Here is a 19,360-nt window from a genome sequence, read left to right as displayed (position 1 = left end):
CGCCTCGCGACTCGTAATCCACTGACTTTCTCGTTGAAACTGATAACTTTCGGGCGATTGTCTCTACCTATACTCACAACACCACCCCTCGTTCTTTAACCAACTGACAATAACCATACAGAGCCGGCACTGCTTGTTTAGCAATTGAATGGTCAGCAAGATCTATATCTCCTACAACTACTAACAGTTTTTTTTGCCGGGTTACGCTGACACATAAACGATTTGGTGACATTAGATGACCAAATACTTTTGCCTGCTCTTTTCTATCCTCACAATTTTGTTCTAAGTAACTTGAGTTTTTCAGTAGGTCTTGTGTCCGAACCATTGACAAAAATACAACATCAAATTCCATTCCTTGAAACGAATCGACAGTACCTATTCTTAACCTTTCTTCACCCGAAGGAAGCATCCGGTATTCATCCTTTACTTCCCACTCACCGCGTTCTTTTGTCGTTATGCCGTATTTACTCAAGGCCTTAAAAACTGCATTAACTTGCGCTTTATAAAAACTGATAACTCCAAAACTCAGCTCCTTACCCTCCTGCGAGACTAACCACTCATTGACCTTTTCGGCTATTGCTTCCGCTTCACATGACCGATATCCACTACGTGAACTATCTCGTTTCTCACCACCTTGTCGATTAGGTATATGCATCCAAGCACACGCTTTATCTTCAACACCCTTTAAGCTTTGTCCGAATAATCTGGCAGGTAATGGCGACTCATACCCTTCATTGCTTGGCTCATAAAAATACTTACTAGCAAATTCACCCAATAAAGGATGACTACGAAATTGAGCATCTAATGTAACTGTTCGTTGGTAACCATCTGCGCTTTCTAACTTTTTGAGGCGACTGAACAAATACTCAAACATACTTTCTTCTGTTTTTGTCTGCTCACCTTCTTCCAGCTGACGAGCTATTTCCTCATCAATGATGTGTGGTAGCTGGCGGTGATCACCAACCAAAATAATTCGCTTTTCTGCTTGAGAAAGTGGTATTAGAAGGTCCCTAGGACTGCAGCGTGCGGCCTCATCAATGATCACGGTATCATATGACAAGCGCTTCGCTCCTACTCCGCTATCTAGCTTTACACTTCGAATATCTTGGCCCATTGACTGCTGAACTGTCGCTCCAAAGACCGCGTTGTACTCCGCTAGACTTCTTTTTATCCCATCCTTGTTGTTGTCCAATTCATAAAGAAAGTCTACCAATGCATTATCCGTACGCTCAGAGAACTGTTTTGATTTTGACAAAGTTTCAATTGATTGATTAACTATTGCCAATACATCTTCTCTAGGCTTTGACACTCGATAGGCCCGCTTGCGGCTATAACGCTTAAGTAGGTCGCTTCTTAATGCTCTCAGTTCGGGGAGGAACTTTAGCTCCTTACTTTCATTCCAAATTGATGCGGTTCTAAGCAATGCCAATTCTGCGCTATCGAGTATATCTTCCATCTCTCGATACAATGCCATTGCCCTTTCGGGACCATCATCTTTAAAAGATCGCTCATGGCACCGTAGGGCCAGCACATGTGAAATCGTTTCAGAGATTGCACCATTCTCAGCATCACCTAGTTCTTTAATCATATAACTGATTCTTTGGCTTAGATCATGATCTAATGAAACATCAGAGAACTCTTGAAGCCGCTTCAACAAACTTAGAGCAATTTCATTTGTGGGAGACGCTTGATACAGCGCCAGCTTACTCCTAACTACTCTTAGAGACTCCGAAGATGCTAGTTGTGGATTTTGCTTTCGTAGGTTGTCTGCAATACTATCACACCAGCTTTCAATCTTCTGGTCTACCCTATCTGGGCTAAACTCAGTCCCGGATTTCTTCCCAAATTTGACCGATGGAAGTGAGTTAATACTCAAACGAGCTAATAGATTTTCAACAGCATCATGCTGAAAACCCGATACCAGTATTTGTCCTTTGTAATTTCCTGTCTTTCTATACTCTTGGTTAAGTCGTTCAATTATTGCCGCTATAACCGTGGTTTTTCCTGTCCCTGGGGGGCCTTGGATCAAGGCAATATCTGGTGTATTTAATGCGACCTTTATTGCCAGTTCCTGGCTAGGTGTCGGCGGGTGAGCAAACACTTTTTCCTGAACAAAAGCGGTTAACGGGGCAATAGTATTGTGTCGTTTAGCTATGCTTGGCTTTCCCTCTTCCTCTATTAATAGTCCAAGCTGCGGGTTTGCACTATTGCCCTCCAAAATCAGTTTCCGTGCCAGCATCCGTCTTTCTACCTGAATCTTGTCGCCATTTATCGACAAAACCAGTGCGTGGACACCCTGTAATGGTTTTTGCTCAAGATCTAAAGTAATCCAGCTTTCACCCCGAGCCTTTACTTCAACTACTTGGCCTACAACCTTTTGGGCTGCATTTAAATTATGACTAGATTGGGGATTAGAAGACTCAAGAAGAAACTCGCTGTAAGTTTTCCAGTCCATCTCCTGATCATCAAGATAAACTGGCATTTGATCCACAACCTCTAATTGAGAACCCTTTACTATTCCTCTAGGGAGGTTTTCATGAAAGAATATTTTCACTCCTCCAGGGACAACCTCTAAAGCTTTTTCTGAAGGAATAGGTAAGTAACCTACAGCTCTAGCCCTTTCTAAAAGCAATTCTCCTTCAATATCACCATATTTATCCCATGTTTTTAGGTAACTAGAGTGACTTTCATCTTCCAACAAAGATTTCAACAGGTGCTTGGAGAGTTCTTGTAGTTTTTTATCCCCATCAGACAGGCTGATCTGCCCTTTTGCCAGTCGAATTGCACCTAGTGCTTTCTGACTCCAACCACTTGATATGCGCGATGCAGTCAAGCTTCCCAGCGTATCACTCTGCTTAACAGCAAGCTGCACGTTATCCCCAAGTAGTGAAAAGCCATTATCAAGCAACACCTCTTGCTCTTCTTCAGATCCATTTCCTTTCCATATAGCACCAGAAGCTCTACCAGTTAAGAGAGGAAAATAATACTCCCCTTCTTCGTAGATACTGCCTTTGAGGGTACATTTATCTTCTAATAAGTTTGCAAGAGCACTCAAATCCGGCGACCTAAGACCCAATTTATTTGCCCTCGCTAGTAACTCACTATCCAGGTTAATATCGACTTCATCGAGGTCAAGCAAATCTCCATTAAAAAAAGCAATTTGAAGTTGAATGTGCCCATTTTTAGCTATCCTGCAAACTTCAGCAAGATGGGCTGTATTTCGCTTCAAGTAATGAGTAATGTCCGACATTAATGCCTGGTCTTGAAGGCGCACCAAGTGACGCTTCATTCGAGTTACAATACGCAAACTCTCTCCATCCGAAGCAATAGACAGCTTTGCAAGACCTAGTTTAATCGATGCTTCTTTGTCTTCTGGAACAGCCCAAACATCATCAAAAAAACTCGGCATACTGCTAAAGTGTTCTAGCTTCATGCTCTTTCCCCACACAGCTGTAAGTGAATTAGCCTTGAGTTTGTACTCTCTATGTAAAGATACAAGCCATCATTTCCAATCTCGGGCGTAAACACTAAATCACCGGCAAGTCTTCTAAACTCACCATCATTCTCAGAGCTTGTCGCCCAATGAACTAATAGCGACTCATCTAAACACTTTATGACAAATTGTTGTTTGCGTTTTTGTATCTCTATGAAACTTTTAGCGTTATCTTTCAAAGAAAAAGGTAGGCCTAGGCGTTGTGGTACCCTTAGAACTTTATCTTCACTAACCTCTCTAACCCATTCCCAAACCACAGTTTGTTTTGTTTGGTCTGAATATGCCGTCATTTTTACATAGCTAGGCAATGTACTTTGACAATAAGGGCACTCTGTTTGGTGAGGATAATAAGTCATACCACAGCCTTTGCAGGCTATTGTTACATCCTCAGCCTGTGCTAGTGCAGTGGCCCATAGGTACATATGTGTTCTTTTTCTCGGCTCTGTTCTTCCCTCTCCTAACGTTTTTTGACAACAAACTTTCAGTTGTTCAGTCAAAACTAACTGCCGAGGAAGCCCCCTATTTGGAGCCTCATTGCTGTTGTCATTTATATCGTCAACAAAAGAAAGCATACCAAACTCCTTTTTCTTATCCGCCGAGAGTTCCGAGTCGCCGCCCCCAAAATCACAGCCCCATTCGTCTTCATCAGCCCAATCGCCTTCGTCATCATTACTCTCCAGAGCAATGCCATCAAACGGATTGGTCATAGACAACAGAATAAATACCATGACTGCAAAGGCATAGCTGTCAGATAACTGACTTGCATTACCTCTCTCCTGAACTACTTCTGGCGCTCCATATCCAGGGGTAAAATAGTTGGTGCCTTCTGTTCCTTCATAACGAAGGTTGTCAGCATCGATCATCCATACCTCCGAGTGCTCAATACTATCTGAGATAAAGACGTTTCCCGGAGAAAGATCCACATAGACAAAACCATGTGCGTGCAATCTTGCAAGTATCGACGCACATTTTGTTAAGGCCGTAAGTCTTCTACGTAGGCCCCCACCATTAAGGTAATGAATGATTTCTAAACTGAAGTAATTTCCCTTTCCCTTTTTGATTTCATCTTCTTGCTCAAACAACTTAGATAACCAGTTAGGTATTTCACGCTCTTTGTACATAGCCTTCGCTTGAGCTTTTTTTAAAAAAAACTGCTCCCCGAACTCAACCATCCCCCCGACAAGTGGCATTATATAGCCTGCAGTATCTGACAGGCTCGCTGCAGGTAACGCCAGTGGAATATCTTCTGGGATAGGCAACAAACTCAAACCTAGGTATTTTCTTTTGTGCCTTTCTATTTCATTAGGATCCGTCAACATCTTCCTTGTCGCAGCATCAGCCAGCGGTAGCTTAACCAACAGCTCAGGATCATTTGTTTTACACACTACACCCTGCCCACCACTAGTTAATATTTCAGTAAGCTCATGACGATGGAAATGCTCATCATCCACATCGAGCGGAAAGTCAGATTCCAACAACGTATCTTTTATTTTCATTGCGCTCCCATCTACTCCCAGTCATCATCGTCATTCTGCGTTTGCAGAAACAGAGCTTCTTCCATCTCCCAATTAGTACTGATCTTATGCGGTAGAGTGTTACCTTCTGACTTATAAAGTAAATTTTGTAAAAGGGCAGGTAGGCTTTCACTTTTCGCGACATGAAAGTATTCGCTTCTATACCTTTCAAGGGGAGGGCTATCCGGTCCAACAGCAACCAAATTGAAGTCAATAGCATTCTGATTTACTACTTCCGACACTTGATCATCCAAGCAGAAACCGTCACTAAAAAGCAGTACTTTGCTTTGACTTGGCAAGTACTTCAAGAAGTTAGACAGGCTTTTGCTTTCTGCGCCACCTTCAAAAGAAATAGAGCACTGCCCACTATCGATACCATTTTCCAACAGCTTGACCTGCTCTCTAAATAGGAAAAAGTTCACTTCAATACTCTCAAAAATTTGAGCGGATTTTTGTTCAATATACTGCTGCACAAAGCGCGCTAGATTGACCTGCAAAGGCCCCTTTCCAAACACCGACATACTTCCTGAACCATCAAGTACTACATTCAGAATCGAAACATGATTATTGATTTGCTCTAATTCCATTTAAATTATACCCCTTAGCTAGGCTGAGTTTTTCTTGGCATCAGCAAAAAACTGCTCAACTTCTTTAGCTGTCATAGATTCTCCAAGGTAGCTTTCAAGTACATCATAGATTTTTTCGTGTTCACTAAATGGAAGTTTTCCTTTATTGAAGTCTTCCAGCTTAGGAGCTACTTTCTCTGACTCAAATATGTCCAAGAGAGGCTTGAACTGTTCAGGCTGAAGATTCATATTTACACCTGATAACCAGAACGAATCCGGGATTTCGACTTGATACTTGTCACTAATACCTTTCATTGCTATTGCAGTACCAAGAGCGCCGTACTTCAACTTATCTTCATCACGAAGTGAAGGATTTGACTTAAGTTCGATATCATTCCGAAGATGATCGATATACTCCTGATATGAATCAAAGTTATCTGACTTAACTCCGTTCATTGAAGCTTGTTCAGCTCGCATACCCAGGTCGTACAAATCATCTTCTTTGTGATCCTCTGTAAAAATCCCCCAGGCTTTAGCCACAAGGTCTACGGCTGTAAACACTTTTTCTGCAATCGGCAAACCAACCTGAATTGCATTAATAATGACTTTTCCTGTGGTTGCAAGACCACTACCAAGTGACGAACATGCCGCACCAATGGCACTACAAACAGAGGAACCAATAGATACAGCAGCATTTACTAACGGACCTAACATTACATTTTTCTCCTATATGAACTATTCAAATTCAATCGTGCAAATAAAAAGCTTTCTTTTTGAAGCAAGCAATTAACCGTAGAATCAAGCCTAGATCGCCAATGCTGAGTTGACTCATCGTGTCCTTGTACTGGCGGGTAAATATGAAAAAGAATATGGTTGATAACGATTTCCGTACTCCCAGTAAGTTCAATTCCCTCTTTTATAGATTGAGTTAACTTCTCCTTATTGGATTCACTTTGCTCTAGCAAAAACTTCTCCCAGCAGAAAAACAGATCCGTCTCCAGAGAGAATTTAAGTAAATCGCTAACCTGTGTTGTGCTAATCGAACTTAGTCCAGAATGGCTTAACATTGGCAGTAGCCTTCGACTGGTAGGCAATTGGCAGAACTCGATAAACCTATCCCTAATCACTTTTTCAACCTTATTTAGTGGAAGGTCCGCTTGAGTTACCAACGCCGGTTCTACCTTAACTTGAACCTGTACAGCTTTTTGCCACCCCTGGCTAAACACAACGCAATGCCCTACATCCAACCTTGAAAGATACGTCTTCTGATCTTTTTCAAGAGCTATTGTGTTACCAATTGCATCCTTATCGTCTTGGGCAAACAACTTATGAACTATCTTGGTATTTGTGCTCTTCAATACTTCGGGTGTTAACTTGCTCGGTATCTGATCAACAATTATCAAGCCCTCTCCGTACTTTCTGATTTCAGCCAGCATGTCAGCAAACATTTCTACTGCCTGTTTTTTATTATTGCTTTCTGACGGTTCCGGGTGAGCAAGCAAGCGGTGAGCTTCCTCAATAAGAGTCAAATGCCTAAAGCCAGGATTTATTCTATGCTCATTCTTCAAGGCTTGAACCATATTGGTCATGATAAAAGCCATAATCAGAGACTTCTCTGCTCCATTACGGATCTCTTCAAGCTCAATAACCACTCTTCGTTTTAATAGTGCCGCAAAATCGATAGAACGCAGGGTATTGAATATTTGCTTCTTAGAGCCGACCAACAAACCCTGCAGACGGGCTTTTATGGAGCCTATATAGTCATCCCGCAACCTAGTATCAAAGCCCTGCTCTTCAATGACGTCTTTACTTGCTTCCAACAAGTCCTGTATGATAGGGAAGGGATAAACATTTTCAGCAAAGGGATTCGGGAACTCTGGATGTCGGGACGTCGTCAAATTCCACCCCATCTTTTCGTAACAGCGATAAATAGCAGCTTCCAGAACTTGTGGTATAGCTGCTTCCATGTCGAAAGAAGCGGCAAAACTAGCCTTTAGAATATCGACTCGGGCCGAAATTGACTCACCGGGCATTAGTTCAAGTGGATTCAATCTAAATGCCCCAAGATCATCTCGTCCCGGTGTAAAAATCAGAAGATCATCAAACTCTTCCATCAATGTTCGGTATTCAGTCTTCGCCGGCTCTATGACCAAAAATGGAAGCTTGGCTTCTCTAAGGAGATGATGACAAGTAGTCGTTTTACCACTTCCCGTAACACCGGCAATAAACATATGCTTGTTCAGCTCTGAAATATTCAGGCTTACATCATTATTAGGGATACTTCTGCCGTCTTGGACAAGTTCCCCTAAAACTAGTTTACTACCTTCATCAACTTGAGGTGGGTTCAAACCGAAGTTCACTTCTTCATTTAAAGCGATACCCGCCACTTCTTTCTGAGGCAATCCAGCGATAAGGGATAGTTCACGAGGAGAACAATACGTTCCCATGATAACTCTATCTCTTTCAACCAAACGGGACTTTAGGTGATGAAAAAGATAGCCATTTGGCTCTTTCTGCCGGTTATTCAGTTCAATAGTTGGTATTTGTAGGTTTCTTAGCTCATTAACAATGGAAGGGTATTCACTAACCGACATAAAGTGTAAAGGGTAACAGTTGCCAGAGTTACCTGAAAAAACTGACATAGCCGTATTACTTAGGGTTAATAGCGAATGGTGGCTAGTGGCAAACAACGAGATCCCTGAGACAAACCCTCCTCGACTGCGCCCGTAGTCAATTCTAGGCAATAAGACCTCATCAATATATGTGAGCCATTGCTGCGCTTTTCGATTGTGTATTTCTGTTGAAACTGTCTGGCTCTTCCCAGAGTTAACTGATATACCTTTATTTAATCCCTTGCTTTCGGATAAATTACTACCCCAGGATTCACCACTATTAGTCGACTTTGACTTACCTACAGACCCTGTATCCGATACACTTCCAGAGCTTGTAGCCTTACTCGTACCTGACGTTTCTGAATCACTTTCACCGTTATTCTTTGAATAGTTATAACCTTTAGACTTCGTAATACTGTCACCAAGATTGCGGCCTTCTCCACTATTTTTTCCTTGTTGATATGACATCTTAGAAAGGGGGGCAAATAGCGCATAACCTTGATGAACGATCTGTTCCAGCTCTAGCAGTTTCTCATGCGACATCGCTGATGCAGTTATAGCAAGGCAAAATTCTTGACCCAACATCACATCAACGAGCCTATCCATACCTTGGAAAAAATTGTTTTCGCCCTGCTCCTGGTTACCAACGGCCCCCTGCAAAACACCAACATGCTTAAATCTTTCAAGTTTACTCAGTAACTCATGCTTCTCATCAACTTGATGAAGTTTGCTACCTCTAAAGTTCCCTTCAAAAACCGGCTTAAGAATGGAGTCAGCTATATTTTTTACACTTAAAGCCGGAGGCTTGTGTTGGTGGCTCCGAGCGATACCAAGATAAAGATCAACACCAGAAGAACTACCATGTAAAAGGTACACAAGGCTGGCTCCAGAAAAACGAATACTGCTGTAAACATTTTCAAGAGCTTCCCTCCGAGGTTCCTCAGAAAAGTGAGTCAGACTATCTATCTTGTAAAACTGATATTCACTCTCTGCCAAGTTGCTGGATACAACTAATTTTTTAGCAACTTTTACTGGAGTTGCAACATTGTCCAGTGCTTTCAGTAACTCTGCAGTTTTTACTGGTGCGATCAAATCTTGGTTCATGCCATTTCCTGTTTATTGTCAACAGTTCTTAGAACAACTCATCGTCTTCATATTCAGTCGCCTTCTGCTCAGCTTGAGCTGAAACGTTGACTACTTTATTCGGATTCTGTGACTTGCTTCGAGCAGTAACTGACATTGTGATATAACGGAAGCTATCCCTAATATCTGATGCGTTATCAGGTGTAAATAGTGGATACTCACAACCTTCAATAAACCGGTTTAAAACAGAGCGCTCAGCACCGTCTCCTATAGCTACAGCCATACGATCACACTTAGAAGATCGGCCTTCCTGAATAAATTCATTTAATGGGCTTTCCCAGTCATCAGTTGGCCCTCCATCTGATACAAGTACAATGGTTGGCCGATATGCTCGAGAAGGAGTCACTTCTTTGTCCTCAATCATCGCCTTGGCCATCTTCAATGCCGTTCCCATTGGAGTGGCACCATTTACAGACAAATCCTCCCATTCAATGTCAGTTGCTGACGTGTAAGGAGTGTGCAACTTTACTTCTGCACCAAAAGTAATTACAGAAAGTTGAATTTCAATTTCCGAGGTTTCTGAGGAAGAAAAGCTAGTGATCATCTCTCGAACAGCTTTGTTCAATTGATCAATAGGTGCTCCACTCATGCTATAACTAATATCCAGCAACAAAACCACAGGAATCGGCTTCGCTGTTGGTGCAACAAATTTACTCGGGTCGAATGTCATGAAATCACCTTTAAAATTAAATAGTTAAATTGTAAGTTGAGAGATATATAATTTAAGATTCTCTAAAAAGTCCAATTTCTCAATGTTGAGAAATGCATTTCGTTCTAATAAAAGATAAATGTAATGAATACTGTTAAATATTTTCTACAAAGAAAACTTATTGGAAATATACTAAACACTTTTAGTGAAAAAGGAGGATTACAAGCTTGCAAACGAGGTAAGAAAATCCATTTTATTTGCAGTTGAAACTCCGTATCAACTTGGTTTTGTTCTCTATTTTTGGATTGTAACAGAGTATTGAATGATTGCTAGATAAGAAATAAGTATTTAAAGTAATCTCTCTCTATTACACGAAGCCTCTATTTGGTTAAAAATGAATTCTAAATCAATGCGGTTTTGCGCACTTTTATCTAGATCAAAAGGAACAACGTAAAGTTTCAAGTGTTCATCAAGCTTAAATGGTTTTTCTATGACTTTTGTAAAGCCTGTTCTATCGTCGCCTTGTTTAGGGTAAATCAGCACCAGAGTGCCTTTACTCCCTAAGTATTTATGGCCATAAGCAAACATTTGATAAAAGTCTGATTGTGAAAGGCCGTATTTATCAGACCCGTTTTTCTTAGCTTGATCGAGCAACTTCCATTTAGTGTCTAAAATACACACCAATTTGTCTCTTTTTGAAAATGCTATATCTGGCTTTAGCCTAAACCATCCTTGATCATCATGAGTTACTAATGTTTTAGATTGGGATTGACTTTTAAGTGAATAACCACTAGCTAAACGCCGGCTTAAGTAATCTGCTACGTAACTTTCAAACAACGCTTCCATTGGAAACAACAATGAATAAGCAGCATGCGCGCCTTTCATTGCTTGAGGTGAATGGCCCTCTAATATCAATTTAGTCCAATTGAGAGGAGCCTCATAATGTTGCATCCCCCGTTGAAGCTTAATACTATCAAAGTCTTTCTTATGATCTGAACTCACAGGGATCTCATTAAAAGCAAACAGCAGCTCTTGCGCTAACTTTTTACTTTTCATCACTTTGGTATAAGCAACGACGGATTTAAGCGCTGCATGAATCAAGCGGTTTTCAGCTCTGTCAGTAATATAAGCATCGTATTCAACAAAAAACTTATGTCGATTTATAAAGTTGTGTTTAAGCTGCTGACTTTGCAGCAGCTTACCTTTTAGAAAGTGACAGTTATCTTGCTCACGAACATAGTCACTTTTTATACCCTTTTTGACCAAAGCGTTCACTGTACTTAAAAACTGAGCAATGAAAACTTCTAGCAATGGCATTTTTTGTTTTCGAATACTCGCCACTTCAGTTTGAATATGGCGAAATTGCTTAAGTGCTTTAAGCATCATCAACAAAGAGTCTTGCGCATCAGAAAAAGACGCTTCTTCATCATTCGCCTTAGCTACTTTTGGCAGTACTTCTATTTGCGTACCATCAGGACAAAGTACAACGCCTGCATAATTTTGAACTTGCAGAACTTCCATACCCTGAAAAATTTTCAGCTTTAAAAAGCGCGACTCAGATTCATCACATAAACAACACGCTTTGAGGTATTTAAATGCATCAAACGAGATCTCTTTAACTTTCTCATTATGGGCCGCCTTATTATCTGCGCTCAACAGCCCATACTCAAACACTTGATGATGAATGATTTTTACGCGCTTAACTCCTTTTAACATATCGTCAAAACTAACCTTCTTGTTGCGATTTGAACTTCTTCACATCGTACATACCAATATAGGTTAATGCTTCATCCCATATTTCATTGTCATAACTGATTAGTTCAAAGCTTTGCACTTTTTCGCCGTCACCTAAATCATGATTATTCCCAAACAAGCTCTCAAAGTCTGCGCTTGTATGCTCAATAAGTTGATATGTTCTACTGCTCTGCTCTTTCTGGTTGTCACCTAAAACTAGACGGATCTTTTCCCAATCTTCAAAGAAGTACTCTGCCAACAAAGGAATTATTTTATTTTGGAAACAATTCTTTAGCTCTGTAACCGCACTCGAGTAGTGATTATCAGTGACATGCTTAACTACAGGCATTAAAAAAGCATGGCCCAGCTGATGCTCTCTATCATACAAAGCAGTGATGCGTTTATTTAAAGTCGAGAGTAAAGCAACTAAATCAATCTCTTTTTCATCGATTTTAATTACATATGGAGCATTGGCTTCATCTCTTAAAGCTTGGTAATCAGGCATCATTTCAACAAAATCAAAGCGACGTCTTAGCGCGGTATCCATCATTGCTAATGAGCGGTCAGCTGTATTCATTGTTCCAATAATGTGCACATTATTTGGTACACCAAACTCATCCCCTGTAACTGGTAAAGTCAGTTTAATTTCTTCTTCATTGCCAATCCGCTTTGATTCTTCGATGAGCGTAATTAACTCACCAAAGATCTTTGAAATATTTCCGCGATTAATTTCATCGATTATTAGCACGTAATTATCTACTTCATTTGACTGCTTTTTTTTGTATTGCGCTATTTCAACATCATTTTTTTCTAAGTGCTCAAATACTTTTGCCGGTGTTAATCTTCTTAATGGGTAAAAAGTAGATAAATTAAAGCTCGTATTTCCATTGAGTTCTTTAAAGTCTACATTGATACCTTTTGCCAACCATTTTATTGGCAAGTGGTGTCTGTAATCATTATCGCTCGGTAACCCTTGCTCTTGGTACTGATAATCACCAGTGATAACACCTACAGCTTCAATAGAGGTTTTACTATTAATACATAAAACAAGCTCGCCAACTTCTGCAGTATTTGAAAAATATTCCAGTGTATTCTTAGCGTTTTTTCCTAAGCCTTCATGGTAATCATTCAATCCTTCTTCACTTAAATCACCAGTATGAGCCCAACCTATAGCACCCAGGTTGTTTTCTAAGCAATAGGTTTTATTAGGGTTTGAGTGCGCGCCACCAATCGAGAGCTTCCAAACTTTTCCTTTTAAATTAAAAGTATCGTTGACTTCAATAGCTGCGTTACTAGCATCACTACAGATTTGCTTAAAAATACCATTTTGCTTGTTATACGAAATACCATGTTTTTCATCAGTGTCTGCACTAATTCCTTCAACAAATTCCTCATAACCGTAGCTTTGATGAAATGTAACAAAGCGAATGCGCTTAGCATTTATTAATTCATCATATCGCATCTTTAAATCCTTTCGACTTTTCCAAGTAAACTCAGGATGAGCCGCTTTTACCGCAGCCTCAATGGTATAGTAGGTTTTACCCGTTCCTGGTGGTCCGTATAGAATCTGATTTAATGCAGTACCATTCATTACATTAGTCCTTGTATTGTTTTTGTAGATTTCATCGACACTGACCTCTTCATCATAATCTCTTGGCCAATGGCCCTCTCCAATCAGCGAGTTAGTTTTAAAAAAGGTAGTTAAGTTATTTAACTCTTCGGTTAGACGCCGAGCGTTTAAGTTTAAGTCATCTGCTAGTTTGATTTTTATACTCTTTTCTCTACCATAACGTTTTGGGAACCTAACTATTAGGTTTTTCTCAAAAACCTCAAACTGCCCTGCAACCTTTCCCGTTTGATTACCAATTTCCTTATGTCCGAACCTAAGCGCAGAACGAATATGATTAACATGATAAAAATCAAACCTTAAAGAGCTTTCACTAATCACTCTTATAGCATCGTTTAAAGCTGGTAAATTGATATTTCTCTTGTTCAAAAACGAGTTGAATGACTCATAAGCAAGACACCTTTTTATCCAAGGGAATTGTTCGAAACTCTCTAAAAAACTTTTTTCAGACTGCGAATTCTGCAAATCCATTTTTTTCCTTAAATCAGTTCACGATAGTCTTTCTATTCATGACCATTGCGAACATTTTACAACTTGAAAGACGAAGATTATTTACTAACCAAATAAAATTCTTCACTATCCACTTCATCTATTGCACAGCACGTCGCGAGAAAGCCCTGACTACCAACACAAGCTTTCAAAACATTTGAATATTCTGTAAAGCACTGTGGAAAATTTAAAGACTGCTCTAAACTATAAACCCGATAGGCAAGTATCATATTTAACTTCTTACCTTTTGCCTCAGCATATTGTTCAACATCAGCTAAGCTAGAAAATACTTCATAGCCTTCTGAACAGTAAGATAAACAATAAAGCAAATCGTCGTAACCAAGCTCAACCATCGTCGCCAATTCTAGAATATGAATAAACTGGTTGATGAGTTTCTCGTTAAAACGATTTGCATACCGAGCTTCGATTTCAAAGCGTGCGCTTACTTTCTCTAATTCAGTTAGACGTATATACTCTCTCACATCATACCCTTTGATAATCTTGTACTAAGCATTTCAAACTAATTAAATACCTAAACACCTGTGTAATCCTCAGAGCCAATTGTAAAAACTGCGCAATGCAATTTTTAATTTTATTGGCTATCAGTATTGACTTAAAATGGAGAGTCAATTTGTAACCAAATTAAAAAACTCAAACTGACTTATCTCGAAGCTTGATTACTATTAAAACTTACTCAAACACAGCTGCGGCCAAGGGGTAAACTCCATCTGGATGTAATAAGCTATTTGACTTGCTTTCCAACAAATCTGAGCTAACTTTTTCACTTTGTTCAAATAGAGCTTTAGTGTCAAAAGTAATATCAGAGCTATGTGAAATTGACTCAGACTTAAGCCAATCACTGAATACTTGAGAGTTGATAAGCGGCTTTTTATTTTGTTCGATATAAGCAGCAACTAACTCTTGTCGTTGACGGATCCCTGTGGCGTTTTGCCACCTTAAATAAGAGCAAACTAATGCGCCATTCAAGCTTTCACCATTAACAATAGCAGTCGATAGACCACCAAATTCATAAGACTTTGCTTTGTTTAGCAAGAACTTGAAAATAAAATTATCAAGGTCCATCATTTCACAATTTTCTCGTTTCGCATGTAATTTACGATCGAATGTGACTTCCCACCTTGTTTTTCTAACTCCAAGTTCAATTGTTAAATCTTCAGGTATTTTGATATGCCAAACGAGGTCTTTATGTGTTTTTTCAACAATTTCAATACCAAGGTAAATAAACATACCTTTTGCAAACGACTTAACATGTTCAGATGTAATATTTAATTCTTCTTTCGCTTCATTTGGATTAAATCCAGCAGCATGCTCAAAAAGCTCTCTCTGCATACTGGCTGCATTTTTAGCCTTTTGTAATGCATCTTCAATACGTTCTGTTGTTCTAGTTATACCTTCACCAATTGAATCAGATAAAATACCTTCAACATCAATAAGATCAGCAAACTCACCTAAGATTTCGTCTCCTAGCCTTTCATTATATTCACCACTAACAGTAGCTAAATCTCCAACAACTTGCTCAATACGCTCTTGCATTAACTCCATGATCTGGTCATCCATTGACTCTGGTGAGTACAAGTTAAATACGACTACCCGATTTTTTTGCCCATACCTGTATAAACGACCTATACGCTGAACAAGTCTCATAGGGTTCCAAGGCAAATCATAATTAACCATAATATGACATTTATCTTGAAGGTTGATACCTTCACCACCAGCCTCAGTAGATATTAAAAACTGCCCGCCACTTTCAAAGTTGTTAATCGAAACTCTTCTATCTTGATGCTTCATTGAGCCATTTATTAGGTCAACGCAACCAATTCCAAATTGGTTTTCTAAAGCGTGTTTTATGTACTCTTGAGTTGACTTGTACTCAGTAAAAATAAGCACTTTTTCATTTGGATTTTTAGCAAGAATATTGGGTATTAAGGTGTCAGCGAATTGTTTTATTTTCAAATCGTTCTTCAAAACTTCTTCACTTTCGGCAATTAGAATATCTAACTGCTCAAGCTCACCAGCAAAGAACTCTTTTGCTTTGCCATTTTGTGACAATAGTTCTTCTGATTCACCGTAAAAACGCTCATCTTCAACAAAAAAGTCTTCAGAATCTATAATTGCGACAGACTCTTCTATTAATCTACGCTTCCTATTTTTTAGTGCTTTATTGATTGCCTTTGCGCTTGATGCTGCAAGCTTACGATAAACAGTCATTACAAAGCCTATCGCATTACCTGTTTGGCCTAATTCACTCGCTGTTAAATAGCCTTTGCGTAAATATGACTGCAGTGAATCGTCAAAAGCTCTCATCACATTATCATACGGTACTTTAATTGCTTTGGTTGTCTTACCCTTGAAGATAAAGTTACCAGCCAAATCTGTAACATCAGACTTGTTATTCCTGATCATCATTTCAGATAAAATTTCTGGGTTGAGTGCTAAAGTCTCAATCTCGCTCTTACGCTCTGGGTCCAACAACATCAATAAACTTTGAAACTTATCTGATTTACCTTGGTGAGGTGTCGCACTCAGCAGCACCATCGCTTTTGTTTTACTTCTCAATAGATTCGCAAGCTGAAAGCGATTTGAAACATCATATTTTAAGCCATATTGCCTGCGACTTAAGCGGTGTGCCTCATCAAATATAACCAGATCCCAATGCTCTGCTCTTAACAACTTCTCAAGATGACGCTCTTCTTTGAACCTATCGATTGAGCCAATAACGTGTTTATACATGCCCCATTCACGTTCTTCTTCAATCTGGAAATTATCGCCGTACACTCTAAAGTCACTTAAACCAAACTTATGATGTAACTCTTCTTTCCATTGCGCAGTAAGGCCTGCAGGAGTAATAAGTAGTACTCTATCGGCTTGCCCTCTTTGCTCCAGCGCTTTTAGTAGCATGCCTGTTTCTATGGTTTTCCCTAAACCCACATCATCGGCAATCAACCAATTAAGGTGCCCTGATGCAAGAATATGATGCACTAAATGAACTTGATGAGGTAAAGGATCAATATCTAACCTAGATAATGACCCTGTATTTTCGTTCCAGTTTTCAATTGCATGGGCAAGTACCTTAAGCCTAAATTTTTCTGGCGACGTTTCATCACCAAAGTCTCTTTTACTAAACCGATGCTTTACACCTTTGATCCAAGCAAGCCTTTCAAAAGGTAACCAACGCGATGCGCCTAACTCAGAAAAATGAACCAATACTTGATCAAAACCAGCTACTGAGCGTGTCTTCAAAACGAGCCCTTCTCCTAATGACTTATCAGCTTTTGAAGCCGGCTTATGCTGCACCTCCATACCTGGCATGAAACCCGAAGACACAGACGAGAGGGGCACATCAGTTCGGTCAAACTCTGTATTCTTCCACGCCACCTTAAGAGTAATACCGTTTAATCCATCTTTAACACCAATAACAAGGCCCGCCCCTCGAATACTATGTTTGACCCAACAACCAACAACTGGTTTTATTTTTCTATTATTTTTCAAAATTTTTTCCTCTTTCACTCTCTGGGGTTGTTGAGCGCCAGTACTCAAATAAGTATTCGAGCGTGTATTTGTCTGATATATAGTCAATTTTGGGGGCATGAAGAGAGAGTAAGTCTAGTCCTAGTTCTCTTAAATGACTCATCTCGTCACTATGTGGAAGCTGTAACCAGTTTAAATCTGCTTGTTCGTATTCACCTGTTCCATAAAACCCATGATTGAATTCTGGTATATTGCGTTCATGTAATCTGTAGTTAAACAAGTATTTAGCGAACGCCGGAAAGCACTTTCTTAAAACACCATGGCTAAACCAAAGCTCAAACTCATGCTCAAGAAAATCATATACCTCCTCGAGTTCAGGTATCGACTCAAAAACTCGCAGTAGTCTAAGCGCCTGGCTCCAACTGCAATGACGACAGGTCGCATCGGTTGATTCACCAGGCCCATATGCACGACTGAATGTGATCCAATATCTTGATGATTGCAGCCACAATGTTTTAATTTCAAATGCTAATTGCAGCTCTTCAAAAGTGGCACCCGCATTCACCTCACGTTCCAAGGCTGTCTTGATATTGCTCCAACCTCTCGAAGTAAACACTTCTGTGAAAAATGCTAAAGTGCTTTTATCCCAATTAACTGAATCAACAAACTCAACCGCAACTAACTTTGCTCGCGCTTCGGGTGTTAATGTATCGGCTAAAACACCTCTTTCTTCTTCTGCTTCATCACATTCGTCAAGTGCATCATCCCATAAGTCATAAAAACTTAATTCATTAGCTGACTCGTTCTCTTCAAATGACGAGACCTCAAAGTCATCAAAATAGTCTTCTTCTATTTGTTGTTCAGATACAGACTCAAAATCATTATCAAACCAATCAAAATCACTGGTTGCTATGTCGTTTTCTTCGGTCCCATCAAGCTCTTCTTTGGCTAGTGGCAAACTTTTCAATTGTGTGTCACTTTGCTCGGTCGAATTGGATGACCCTTCATCGGCTTGCGAATGCTGCTTATTGTCTTGCTTTGACGTTACAGAAGTAATGGTGTCAGCATCATTTTGCAGCTCTAGCTTAGTCGGTTCACTAGGCTCAGAGCTAACAGGTGTCGATATGCTACCTTTGGTGCTATATACATCAGCTTGCTCACTATGAGCAGCAACCTGCGTTTGGCAAGCAACATCAGGTTTAAATGTGTCTTGGAAAGCACGTTCAGACTTAGGTTTGTTGTTATCTAGTGCATGTTTAAATTTGTTTTTAACAACAATTTTTGACTTTTCATCATGATCTTTTGGCTGAGGTTTAGGCTTTGTTTTTAAACTTAATGTTTTTCTGGGTGCAGGAGTCTCAACCAAAGGTTCGTCAAAACTGTACTCTTCTTCGCTTAGTTCGAGCAATTGCGCATCTAGATAGTCGAAATCGCTATCGGTAGGTAAATCCACTTGTGTACTTTGTAGATTTAGCAAGGTTTGTGTGTATTTACGAGCAACATCTAGCTGGCCGAGTTGTTTATATAAGTTAATTAAACTATTCAGTATCAACTCTGAATCAGTGTGTAACTCAAGAGCTTCTTGCAACAGTATAACTGCCTTTTGGTTTTCACCTTTATCAACTTTTTCGGCAACTTGCTTAAGCAGCGCCCTCTCTGCATGTGATTTATCTAACGTAAAATCAGCCATACGCACTCCCTGTTTGAAAGCAGAGTGTGAGCATCTTATGATTTTTAAATTTCGATAAATCGTACATCAAACAACCTTGTTATTTTTGCCAGAATCAACGACTCTGAGCACAGTTCTTCCCTTATTCCAATATGCCGAGTGTGCTGGAAGCAACTTTGCCAACTGTAATGCAGTTATGCCAATCTGAATTTGCATGTTCAATCCTTACCTTCTTATACAGTTTCCATACTAACTGAGTAGGTTCTCTATTAGTTTTTCTCAAGCTTGAGAGGTTGTCTTTGTGCCAAATCAACTCTACTTCAAACAGCCCTAAGGAAGTGATTGGTTCTACTAACCTCTATTAAGACTTACCGA

At 39.8% G+C, this 19,360-nt stretch carries 11 protein-coding genes; all 11 read right to left on the bottom strand.

Annotation, left to right across the window (positions count from 1 at the left end; all coding sequences use genetic code 11):
• Positions 1 to 73 precede the first annotated feature (73 nt).
• The 11 genes from NH153_RS12500 to NH153_RS12450 all read right to left on the bottom strand — a co-directional run bounded on the left by NH153_RS12500 (position 74) and on the right by NH153_RS12450 (position 19,006).
• Positions 74 to 3,433 carry a DEAD/DEAH box helicase gene (locus tag NH153_RS12500; RefSeq protein WP_063704319.1) on the bottom strand — a complete coding sequence of 1,120 codons (3,360 nt, stop codon included), beginning with the start codon at positions 3,431 to 3,433 and terminating at the stop codon, positions 74 to 76.
• Complete coding sequence (locus NH153_RS12495) at positions 3,430 to 4,989, bottom strand: protein kinase domain-containing protein (RefSeq protein WP_063704316.1); 1,560 nt, start codon at positions 4,987 to 4,989, stop codon at positions 3,430 to 3,432. The genes NH153_RS12500 and NH153_RS12495 overlap by 4 nt, the downstream gene beginning before the upstream one ends.
• Positions 4,990 to 5,000: 11 nt before the next feature.
• Positions 5,001 to 5,594: a hypothetical protein gene (locus NH153_RS12490; RefSeq protein WP_063704314.1), complete on the bottom strand. Its 594-nt coding sequence runs from the start codon at positions 5,592 to 5,594 to the stop codon at positions 5,001 to 5,003.
• 18 nt (positions 5,595 to 5,612) lie between these two features.
• Positions 5,613 to 6,287 carry a hypothetical protein gene (locus NH153_RS12485; RefSeq protein ID WP_063704312.1) on the bottom strand — a complete coding sequence of 225 codons (675 nt, stop codon included), beginning with the start codon at positions 6,285 to 6,287 and terminating at the stop codon, positions 5,613 to 5,615.
• Positions 6,287 to 9,289 carry an ATP-binding protein gene (locus NH153_RS12480; RefSeq protein WP_063704309.1) on the bottom strand — a complete coding sequence of 1,001 codons (3,003 nt, stop codon included), beginning with the start codon at positions 9,287 to 9,289 and terminating at the stop codon, positions 6,287 to 6,289. Before NH153_RS12480 ends, NH153_RS12485 begins: the two co-directional genes overlap by 1 nt.
• Positions 9,290 to 9,317: 28 nt before the next feature.
• A complete protein-coding gene (locus NH153_RS12475) occupies positions 9,318 to 9,998 on the bottom strand; it encodes a vWA domain-containing protein (RefSeq protein WP_063704307.1) in 681 nt (226 codons plus the stop codon).
• Between the two features lie 327 nt (positions 9,999 to 10,325).
• Complete coding sequence (locus NH153_RS12470; protein ID WP_205630232.1) at positions 10,326 to 11,693, bottom strand: McrC family protein; 1,368 nt, start codon at positions 11,691 to 11,693, stop codon at positions 10,326 to 10,328.
• A gap of 10 nt (positions 11,694 to 11,703) precedes the next feature.
• Entirely contained in the window at positions 11,704 to 13,809 is a 2,106-nt protein-coding gene (locus tag NH153_RS12465) for a DUF8426 domain-containing protein (protein WP_063704305.1), read from the bottom strand.
• A 77-nt stretch (positions 13,810 to 13,886) separates the two neighbouring features.
• Complete coding sequence (locus tag NH153_RS12460; protein ID WP_063704303.1) at positions 13,887 to 14,309, bottom strand: hypothetical protein; 423 nt, start codon at positions 14,307 to 14,309, stop codon at positions 13,887 to 13,889.
• A 208-nt stretch (positions 14,310 to 14,517) separates the two neighbouring features.
• The gene (locus NH153_RS12455) at positions 14,518 to 17,337 is read right to left on the bottom strand and encodes a DEAD/DEAH box helicase (protein ID WP_156503636.1); all 2,820 of its coding nucleotides are present in this window, start codon (positions 17,335 to 17,337) and stop codon (positions 14,518 to 14,520) included.
• On the bottom strand, positions 17,327 to 19,006 hold the full coding sequence (locus NH153_RS12450; protein WP_063704301.1) for a tetratricopeptide repeat protein: 1,680 nt from the start codon (positions 19,004 to 19,006) through the stop codon (positions 17,327 to 17,329). Before NH153_RS12450 ends, NH153_RS12455 begins: the two co-directional genes overlap by 11 nt.
• Between the last annotated feature and the right edge of the window lie 354 nt (positions 19,007 to 19,360).

It is taken from the genome of Pseudoalteromonas gelatinilytica, assembly GCF_001641615.1.
Classification (GTDB): Bacteria; Pseudomonadota; Gammaproteobacteria; order Enterobacterales; family Alteromonadaceae; genus Pseudoalteromonas; species Pseudoalteromonas gelatinilytica.
Note: the sequence above shows the minus strand (reverse complement) of the source record. Positions and strands in the feature narration are given on the sequence as shown.

Coding starts and splice junctions, on each gene's coding strand:
- NH153_RS12475 (WP_063704307.1), bottom strand. CDS start 9,998: ATGACATTCGACCCGAGTAAATTTGTTGCACCAACAGCGAAGCCGATT.
- NH153_RS12495 (WP_063704316.1), bottom strand. CDS start 4,989: ATGAAAATAAAAGATACGTTGTTGGAATCTGACTTTCCGCTCGATGTG.
- NH153_RS12450 (WP_063704301.1), bottom strand. CDS start 19,006: ATGGCTGATTTTACGTTAGATAAATCACATGCAGAGAGGGCGCTGCTT.
- NH153_RS12500 (WP_063704319.1), bottom strand. CDS start 3,433: ATGAAGCTAGAACACTTTAGCAGTATGCCGAGTTTTTTTGATGATGTT.
- NH153_RS12465 (WP_063704305.1), bottom strand. CDS start 13,809: ATGGATTTGCAGAATTCGCAGTCTGAAAAAAGTTTTTTAGAGAGTTTC.
- NH153_RS12490 (WP_063704314.1), bottom strand. CDS start 5,594: ATGGAATTAGAGCAAATCAATAATCATGTTTCGATTCTGAATGTAGTA.
- NH153_RS12470 (WP_205630232.1), bottom strand. CDS start 11,693: ATGTTAAAAGGAGTTAAGCGCGTAAAAATCATTCATCATCAAGTGTTT.
- NH153_RS12480 (WP_063704309.1), bottom strand. CDS start 9,289: ATGAACCAAGATTTGATCGCACCAGTAAAAACTGCAGAGTTACTGAAA.
- NH153_RS12485 (WP_063704312.1), bottom strand. CDS start 6,287: ATGTTAGGTCCGTTAGTAAATGCTGCTGTATCTATTGGTTCCTCTGTT.